The organism is Rhodosalinus sp., assembly GCF_046542825.1.
Classification (GTDB): Bacteria; Pseudomonadota; Alphaproteobacteria; order Rhodobacterales; family Rhodobacteraceae; genus Rhodosalinus.
In genome coordinates, this window is the sequence record NZ_JBKHAQ010000115.1 from 1 (window position 1) to 8,618 (window position 8,618).

The following is an 8,618-nucleotide window of genomic DNA, read 5'->3' on the forward strand; positions in this document are numbered from 1 at the left end:
AGTCCCTCCGGGCCTACCAGTCCGCCCTGCGGCGACGGTCGATTGCCACGGTGCGGCCGAAGGAAGGCCGGTGGTCGCGTGGCACATGGCCGGTTTCCCGGAATGCGCTCACGATGTGCAGCAGTCGCCCTCTGTGCCGTCCGGAGGCAAGGCCGAGATCGGCATTTTCCTGACCCTCACCCCGCCCACCAAGCCGATGGAGCGCGAGGCCGCCGCCGCGGGGCTCTACGAGATGGAGGGCTTCACTCCCGTCCCCCGCATCCAGATCGTCACCGTCGAGGCGGCGCCGGCGTTCCGCGCCCGCGCCGTGCGCCTGCCGGCCCGGCGCGACGACGCCTTCGGGCGCGCCGCCCACGAGGAGGACCGCGGCGCGCAGGGGTCGCTCGACCTGCGAGCCTCAGCTCGCCAGCTGCTCCATCACCTCGTCGGAGGCCTCGAAGTTCGTCGTGACGCGCTGCACGTCGTCGTCGTCCTCGAGCGCGTCTATCAGGCGCATGAGCTTCTGCATCCCCTCGAGGTCGAGCTCGGTGGTGTTGAGCGGCTTCCAGACGAGGCGCGTGGTCTCCGACTCACCCAGCCGGTCCTCGAGCGCGGTGGAGACATCGTTGAGGTCGGTGTCCGCGCACCAGATCACATGTCCGTCCCCGGAGCTTTCCACGTCCTCGGCGCCGGCCTCGATCGCGGCCTCCAGCACTGCCTCGGCGTCGCCCGCGTCCGCCGGATAGACGATCTGGCCCTTGCGCTCGAACATGAAGCCGACCGAGCCGGTCTCACCCAGGTTGCCGCCGTGCTTGCCGAAGGTCGCCCGCACGTTCGAGGCCGTGCGGTTGCGGTTGTCGGTCATCGCCTCGACGATCACCGCCACGCCGTTCGGGCCGTAGCCTTCGTAACGGATCTCTTCGTAGGCGTCGCCCTCGCCGCCGGTGGCCTTCTTTATCGCACGCTCGATGTTGTCCTTGGGCATCGAGCTTGCCTTGGCATCCTTGATCGCCAGGCGCAGGCGCGGGTTCTTGTCGGGGTCGGGATCGCCCATCTTGGCCGCGACGGTGATCTCCTTCGACAGCTTCGAGAACAGCTTCGAGCGCACGGCGTCCTGCCGGTTCTTGCGATGCTGGATGTTGGCCCATTTGGAATGGCCCGCCATGGGGGATCTCCGACCTCTGCCCGGGAATGCCGAGGATATAGGCCAGGGCGCGGGGCCTGTTCAATCCCCGGCGGCCTCGGGCGAACCGCGCTGGGCAGCCAGGCATGTCCGGGATGTCGTTTCGGTCGAAAGCGGCCGGCGCGCCGCGCATCGGAGAAGCCGCGCGGCGCCCGGAACGGCGCGGCGCCTAACGACAGGGAGACAGACCCGTGCCCGGATCGCGCCTCGTGGCGCTTGCCGCCGCCGCGCAAGTGCTTCGTGGGCGTATCGCCGGCCACCGGGGCGCTTCGGCGCGGGCGTGATGCTGGCCCGTCTGACGGCCGCCCTCGGCCCTCCGGGTCGTCGTCTGCGTCATCGCCTTCTTCCCCGGGCCGCTGCCGGAGATTTCGCTGTGGCAGACGCTGGCCCTGCTCGAGCGTGATCCGCTCGCGCTGCCGGACGATGCGGGGCGGCTAATCGGCCACGAGCTCGACCTCGAAGGTGGCGTCGGCACCGCTCTCCGCGGCCCCGGGCCGACTGCGGACCAGCCGGATCGCATGGCGGCCTTGCGACACGCGCAGCCGCAGCACGCGCGCGCCGCCGGCGCCGATGCCGTCACCGGCCCCGACGTTGCGGTCCTCTATCACGGTCAGGCCCTCGCCCTCCGGCAGGGACCACCGGAAGCCTGTCGTGGGGTTCTCGGGCAGGTCCAGCACCACCTCCGCGCCGGCGGGGACGGCGACACTGCGGCCGCCGTCCCCCGGCCCGAGGCGCAGGGCCTCTTCGGGCACGGTGTTCACCAGACGTAGATCTCGTGGATCTGGTTGTCGGACCCGATGTTCACGTTGACCGTCGCGTTGGTCTGCTCGGCATGGCTGCAGAGCATGACCAGCGTGAGATAGGCGCTGTCGTTCGCGGGCGCGATCCTGCGCCAGCCCAGGCCCTGCACCGCGGCCCAGGCGTTGCGGTTCGAGGCGTTGCACCACATCGCGGTGATCTTCTTGCCGGTGTGCCAGGCGGTGACGCCTTCGCCCTCGGCCTCGATCCCGGCCTCGCCGGGCGGGCGCATCGTGGGTGCCTCGACGCGCGCGGGCGCCGTCTCGGTCAACCCGGTCACGTCGAGCGTGGGGGCGTCGGGCGCGGCCTGCGCCTGCGCGTCGGCCTTCACCTGTTCGACGGTATCGGCGGGGGCATCTGCCGTAACGCTCTTGGGCATTGCTCAGTCCTTTCGCTGATGTCGCTGGCGCACAGGCCTAGACGACGTAGATTTCCTGGATCTCGTTGCCGTCCACGAGCGCGCGGACGCCGCGGTTGCCGGCCTTCGCGCCCACCAGTTCGGTGAGCATGGCGTGATGCTGGACATCCGAGGTATCGACCACGCGGCGCCAGCCGACGCCCTGGAAATGCGCATAGGCGTTGCGCGCGCTGCGGTTGCTCCACAGGCCGTTGACCTTGAGGTTGCCTTGCCATGTCCGCAGCGTGACCGCGTTGGCGCCCCAGGGGCCGTACCACGTCTCGATCTGGCACTCGCCATAGCCGATGCGGAAGAAGCCGCCCTCGCCCCAGTTCGTGCCCCAGGAGTTCTTGCAGATCCAGCAGCGCTGGCTGTCCGAATAGCCCACGATCTCGACGCAGTGCCCGCCCGCGGCGTTGCCGGAGACGTGGCGATAGACGCCCGAGCGGTAGCTGAAGAAGTCCTGATAGACGATGAAGCATCCCGTGATCGACCCGCGGGTCGAGATCCAGTCCTTCATCGCGCTGCGGGTGGACAGTTCGGTGCGGCCCGTGACCTTGGCGATGTTGTTCTGCCACCCGGACGGAACGGCGCAGGCCTGCTGCGAACCGCTGTAGGGATAGACGCTTTCCATCGTCACGCCCTTGTCCCTGGCCTTGTCCAGCGCGGCGTCGGGGAACCAGCCGTTCTGACAGGTGCGCCCGTCCTCGCCGCCGTGGCAATAGAACAGATGCGCCTCGGACAGATCGATCGCGAGGGTTTCGTCGTTGCGCTGACGGCGCAGGGTCGTCTCCATCACCGCCGCCACGCCGAAGGCCACGCAGGAGCCGCAACCGCCCTGGTCCTTCACCGGCGTGGTGAAGTTCTTTCCGCCCACGTTGCGCAGATCGTAGGCGGCCGGCGCACCAAGGCCGCTTTCGGCCTGGATCATTTCCTGCGTCACGCGCGGTGCGGTGACGTCCCGCTGCACGGCTTCCTCCAGCGTTGGCGCGCCGGCCGGCGGCACAAAGCCCAGACGGATGCGCCGCTCGTCCTCCGTCATCTGCGCCAGCGATGTTTGCGGGTCCATCTGCCACGGAGTGCCCGCAGCCTTCAGGTCTTCCGAGAGTTTTTTCAGGTCCAGAGATTCCGCCATCTTCGGGTCCTCCCAATGCCCCGTTATCGAAATGCACCCCGCACGCCTTCCGCGTGCGGAGGCCAGGCAGGCGGAGCGGCAAAAGCCCCGCACAGAAGTCAGGAACGAAAGAAATCTGCCCCGGCATGGTCCCGCGGGCCGCGTGTGCCGTCGAAACGACCGGCACAACCGAAAGTTTAGCAAAGCAAACCGATTCGCGCAAACGCTGATACGGGCGCGGCATCGAGCGGTCGCGCACGAACTGCACACTTGCTCAACCTTCCCGCGCGGTCCAACAAGCGGCATGACCCAGGATCAGGCCATCCTCTTCGCGCTCTTCGCGCTCGTCTTCGCCGGACTGCTCTGGGGGCGCTGGCGCTACGATCTCGTGGCCTTCGCCGCGCTGCTGGCGGGTGTTGTCCTTGGCGTGGTGCCGCAGGGCGACGCCTTCTCCGGCTTCGGGCACCCGGCCGTGCTGGTCGTGGCGCTGGTGCTGATCGTCTCGGCGGGGCTGTCGCGCTCGGGCGCGGTGCATCTGATCACCCGCACGCTGATGGACAAGGCGCGGGGGCCGCAGGCGCATATCGCCCTGATAGGGGGCGTGGGCGCGGGGCTGTCGGGGTTCATGAACAACGTGGCCGCGCTGGCGCTGCTGATGCCGGTGGACATCGCCACGGCGCGCAAGGCCGGTCGCGCGGCCGGCGTCACGCTGATGCCGCTGGCCTTCGCCACGATCCTCGGCGGCATGGTGACGCTGATCGGGACGCCGCCGAACATCATCATCGCCACGATCCGCGAGGACGAGCTGGGCGCCTCCTTCTCGATGTTCGACTTCGCGCCAGTCGGACTCGCCGTTGCGGTGGCCGGCATGGCCTTCGTCGCGCTTGTGGGCTGGCGGCTGATCCCGGTGCGTGAGGACACGGGCGCCGGCACGGAGCAGGTCAAGCGCTTCCTCGCCGAACTCATCGTGCCAGAGGACAGCAAGGCGGTAGGCAAGCGGGTGCGCGACCTCTACGAGGCGGCGGAAGACGCAGATGTCGGGGTCATCGGCCTGATCCGCGACGGCAGGCGCCGCTACGGCACCTCGTACAACACCACGATCCGCGAGGGCGACGCGCTGGTGCTGGAGGCCGCGCCCGAGGCGCTGGAAGAATTCCGCACCGACCTGTCGCTCGCCTTCGCCGAGAGGGAGCGAGAGGATCGGCTGAAGGCCGAAGGCGAAGGCTTGACACTGGTCGAGGCGGTCGTGCCCGAGGGCGCCCGCATCGCCGGGCGCAGCGTGCAGTCGGTGGGCCTGTCGTGGCGGCAGCAGACGCTGCTGCTGGGCGTCTCGCGCGAGGGGCGCCAGGTCACCGAGCGGATGCGCCAGACCAAGCTGCGGCCAGGCGACATCCTGCTGCTGCTCGTGCCGCAGGAGCGCGCCTACGAGGTGGTCGAATGGCTGGGCGTGCTGCCACTGGCCGAGCGCGGCCTGACCGTGACCGAAAACACCAAGACCTGGTCCGCGATCGGGACCTTCGCCATCGCCGTGCTCGCGGCCAGCGCCGGACTGCTCTACCTGCCAGTGGCGCTGGGCATCGTGGTCGTGACCTACGTGCTGATCGGCGTGCTGCGGCTCTCCGAAATCTACGAACACGTCGAATGGCCGGTGATCGTGCTGCTGGGCAGCCTGATCCCGCTGGGCGCGGCACTCGACGAGGTGGGCGGGACGCAACTGATCGCCTCGGGCCTGCTCTCGCTGGCCGAGAGCTGGCCGGTCTGGGCGGTGCTGAGCGCGCTACTCGTGGTGACGATGGCGCTGTCCTCCGTGCTCAACAACGCCGCCACGGCACTGGTCGCCGCCCCGGTGGCGATCGACATGGGCGAACGCCTCGGCGCCTCGCCGGACGCCTTCCTGATGACGGTGGCGGTGGGCGCCTCCTGCGCCTTTCTCACCCCCATCGGACACCAGAACAACACGCTGATCCTTGGCCCCGGCGGCTATCGCTTCGGGGACTACTGGCGGATGGGGCTGCCGCTGACGATCATCGTGACGGCCGTGGCGGTGCCCATGATCGCGCTGGTCTGGCTCTGAAGCGCACGGCGCCTGCCTGCGCGACCGGGTGCCTTGATGCACCTGCCTTGATGCACCGGGGCCAAGGCCGGGGCCGGGGGCTTTGCCCTCGGCGCGGGATCGGCGGGACATGGCGCGACGCCGGTCCGCTGGACAAGCCCGCGGGACCGGGGCAGACCGCGTGCATGGATCTCGACACGCGCTTTCCCGCCATAGCAGACCTCCGCGTCCGCGCGCGTGCCCGGGTGCCGCGCTTCGTCTGGGAATACCTCGACAGCGCCACGGGCGCGGAGTCCGTGCCGCGCCGCAATCGCGCGGCGCTGGATGCGGTGCGGCTTTACCCCTCCGTCCTGCACGGCGAGATCGGGCCCGATCTCTCGGCAAATCTCTTCGGGCACCGCCACTCCCTGCCGTTCGGTGCGGCGCCGCTGGGCATGTCGGGGCTGATCTGGCCAGGGGCGGAGGCCACCATCGCCCGCGCCGCGGCGGCTGAGGGGCTGCCCGCGGGGCTTTCGACCGTGGCGACCCGCCCGCCCGAGGAGATCGGGCCGATTGCCGCGCCGCACGGCTGGTTCCAGCTCTACCCGCCGCGCGACGAGGGCATCCGCGCCGACATGCTCAAGCGCGCGCGTGACAGCGGCTTTTCCGTGCTGGTGCTGACGGTGGACGTCCCGGTGCCCAGCCGGCGCGAGCGGCAGACCCGCTCCGGCCTGACGATCCCGCCGAAGCTGACGCCGCGGATGCTGGCGCAGATGGCGCTGCGCCCGCGCTGGAGCCTCGCCACCCTGCGTGCCGGCCTGCCGCGGCTGCGCACGCTCGACCCCTACACCGAAGGGCCGCGGCGCGGGCTGCCCTCCACCGGCCATGTCGGCTATCTTCTGCGGACATCGCCGGATCTGGACTACCTGCGCTGGCTGCGGGCACACTGGCAGGGACCGCTGGTGGTCAAGGGCGTGCTCCGGCCCGAGGACGCCGCGCTCTGCGAGACCGAAGGCGCGGATGCGGTCTGGGTCTCCAACCACGCAGGCCGTCAGTTCGACGCGGCCCCCGCCACGGCAGAGGTGCTGCCCGCGATCCGGTCCGCCGTGCGCCTGCCGCTGATCTTCGACGGTGGCATCGAAGGTGGCCTCGACATCCTGCGCGCCGTCGCGCTTGGGGCGGATTTCGTGATGCTGGGCCGGGCCTGGCACTACGCTGTCGCCGCGCTGGGCGAAGCGGGGCCGCCGCATCTGATCGACATGCTGCGCCGCGATCTGATCGCCAACATGGGCCAGCTTGGCGCGCCCCGGCTCGCGGACGTCGCCGCGCGGCGCGTGTGACCGGCCGCTTGTCGCATTTACGCCCCACGCGAAACCGCTTACTCCTTGACACTGCGTGACGGAGGGACAGCGCCGATGACCGAATTCCGCAAGATCCTGGTGGCCAACCGGGGCGAGATCGCCATCCGCGTGATGCGGGCCGCGAACGAGATGGGCAAGCGCACCGTCGCGGTCTTCGCGGAAGAGGACAAGCTCTCGCTCCATCGCTTCAAGGCGGACGAGGCCTATCGCATCGGCGAGGGGCTGGGCCCGGTGCAGGCCTATCTCTCGATCCCCGAGATCATCCGCGTGGCAAAGGCCTGCGGGGCCGACGCGATCCACCCCGGCTACGGCCTGCTGTCCGAGAACCCCGCCTTCGTCGAGGCCTGCGACGCGGCGGGCATCGCCTTCATCGGGCCGCGCGCGGAAACCATGCGCGCGCTGGGCGACAAGGCCAGTGCCCGGCGCGTGGCGATCGAGGCCGGCGTGCCCGTGATCCCCGCGACCGAGGTGCTGGGCGACGACATGGAGGCCATCCGCAAGGAGGCGGCCCAGATCGGCTATCCCCTGATGCTCAAGGCCAGCTGGGGCGGTGGCGGGCGGGGGATGCGCCCGATCCACTCCGAGGACGAGCTGGAGGAAAAGGTCCGCGAAGGACGGCGCGAGGCCGAGGCCGCCTTCGGCAATGGCGAGGGCTACCTGGAAAGGATGATCCCGCGCGCGCGCCACGTCGAGGTGCAGGTGCTGGGCGACAAGCACGGCAACATCTATCACCTCTTCGAGCGCGACTGCTCTGTCCAGCGCCGCAACCAGAAGGTCGTGGAGCGTGCGCCGGCGCCCTACCTGACCGACGCGCAGCGCGCGGAGATCTGCGAGCTTGGTCGCAAGATCGCCGCGCATGTGAATTACGAATGCGCGGGCACGGTCGAGTTCCTGATGGACATGGAGACGGGCGCCTTCTACTTCATCGAGGTCAATCCGCGCATCCAGGTCGAGCATACCGTGACCGAAGAGGTCACCGGCATCGACATCGTGCGCGCGCAGATCCTCGTGACCGAGGGCAAGACCCTCTCCGAGGCGACGGGGATGCCGTCACAGGGCGATATCGCGCTCAACGGCCACGCGCTGCAGACCCGGATCACCACCGAGGATCCGCAGAACAACTTCATCCCCGACTACGGGCGCATCACCGCCTATCGCTCGGCCACCGGCATGGGCATCCGGCTCGACGGCGGTACGGCCTACGCGGGGGGCGTCATCACGCGCTACTACGACTCGCTGCTGGTCAAGGTCACGGCCTGGGCGCCGACGCCGGAACAGGCGATCGCGCGCATGGACCGCGCCCTGCGCGAGTTCCGCATCCGGGGCGTGGCCACCAACATCGACTTCGTCGAGAACCTGCTCAAGCACCCCAAATTCCTGTCGAACGACTATTCCACCCGCTTCATCGACGAGACACCGGAGCTCTTCGACTTCCCCGAGCGCAAGGACCGCGGCACCAAGGTGCTGACCTACATCGCCGACGTGACGGTGAACGGGCACCCGGAGACCAAGGACCGCCCGCGCCCGCGCGCCGACCTCAAGGACCCCAGGCCGCCGCGCCTGCGGGCAGAGGCGCCCGCGCCCGGCACCCGCACCCTGCTGGAGGAGAAGGGTCCGCAGGCGGTGGCGGACTGGCTGGCAGAGCAGCCGCAGATCCTGATCACCGACACCACCATGCGCGATGGGCACCAGTCGCTGCTGGCCACGCGGATGCGCTCGCTCGACATGATCCGAATCGCGCCGGCCTATGCCCA

The 8,618-nt window shown here is 69.7% G+C and carries 7 protein-coding genes; 3 read left to right on the forward strand and 4 right to left on the reverse strand.

Going from position 1 to position 8,618, the window contains the following annotated elements; translation table 11 throughout:
- Positions 1 to 397: 397 nt before the first annotated feature.
- The 4 genes from ACLFOB_RS12790 to ACLFOB_RS12805 all read right to left on the reverse strand — a co-directional run bounded on the left by ACLFOB_RS12790 (position 398) and on the right by ACLFOB_RS12805 (position 3,492).
- The gene (locus tag ACLFOB_RS12790) at positions 398 to 1,144 is read right to left on the reverse strand and encodes a YebC/PmpR family DNA-binding transcriptional regulator (protein ID WP_410926314.1); all 747 of its coding nucleotides are present in this window, start codon (positions 1,142 to 1,144) and stop codon (positions 398 to 400) included.
- 452 nt (positions 1,145 to 1,596) lie between these two features.
- Positions 1,597 to 1,923, reverse strand: a complete 327-nt coding sequence (locus tag ACLFOB_RS12795; RefSeq protein WP_410917871.1) for a protease inhibitor I42 family protein — start codon at positions 1,921 to 1,923, stop codon at positions 1,597 to 1,599.
- Positions 1,920 to 2,339 (reverse strand): hypothetical protein, encoded by a 420-nt coding sequence (locus tag ACLFOB_RS12800; protein WP_410917872.1) that lies wholly within the window; start codon positions 2,337 to 2,339, stop codon positions 1,920 to 1,922. Before ACLFOB_RS12800 ends, ACLFOB_RS12795 begins: the two co-directional genes overlap by 4 nt.
- A 37-nt stretch (positions 2,340 to 2,376) precedes the next feature.
- On the reverse strand, positions 2,377 to 3,492 hold the full coding sequence (locus tag ACLFOB_RS12805; RefSeq protein WP_410926315.1) for a C1 family peptidase: 1,116 nt from the start codon (positions 3,490 to 3,492) through the stop codon (positions 2,377 to 2,379).
- Positions 3,493 to 3,775: 283 nt separating this feature from the next.
- On the opposite strand from ACLFOB_RS12805, the gene ACLFOB_RS12810 reads away from it, so the two are divergent.
- From ACLFOB_RS12810 to ACLFOB_RS12820, 3 genes are all read left to right on the forward strand, one after another.
- Positions 3,776 to 5,545, forward strand: coding sequence for an SLC13 family permease (locus tag ACLFOB_RS12810; protein WP_410917874.1), 1,770 nt, complete (start codon positions 3,776 to 3,778; stop codon positions 5,543 to 5,545).
- 164 nt (positions 5,546 to 5,709) lie between these two features.
- Positions 5,710 to 6,843: an alpha-hydroxy acid oxidase gene (locus ACLFOB_RS12815; protein ID WP_410917875.1), complete on the forward strand. Its 1,134-nt coding sequence runs from the start codon at positions 5,710 to 5,712 to the stop codon at positions 6,841 to 6,843.
- Between the two features lie 75 nt (positions 6,844 to 6,918).
- The coding region (locus ACLFOB_RS12820) for a biotin carboxylase N-terminal domain-containing protein (RefSeq protein WP_410926316.1) at positions 6,919 to 8,618 on the forward strand (1,700 nt) is incomplete at its 3' end.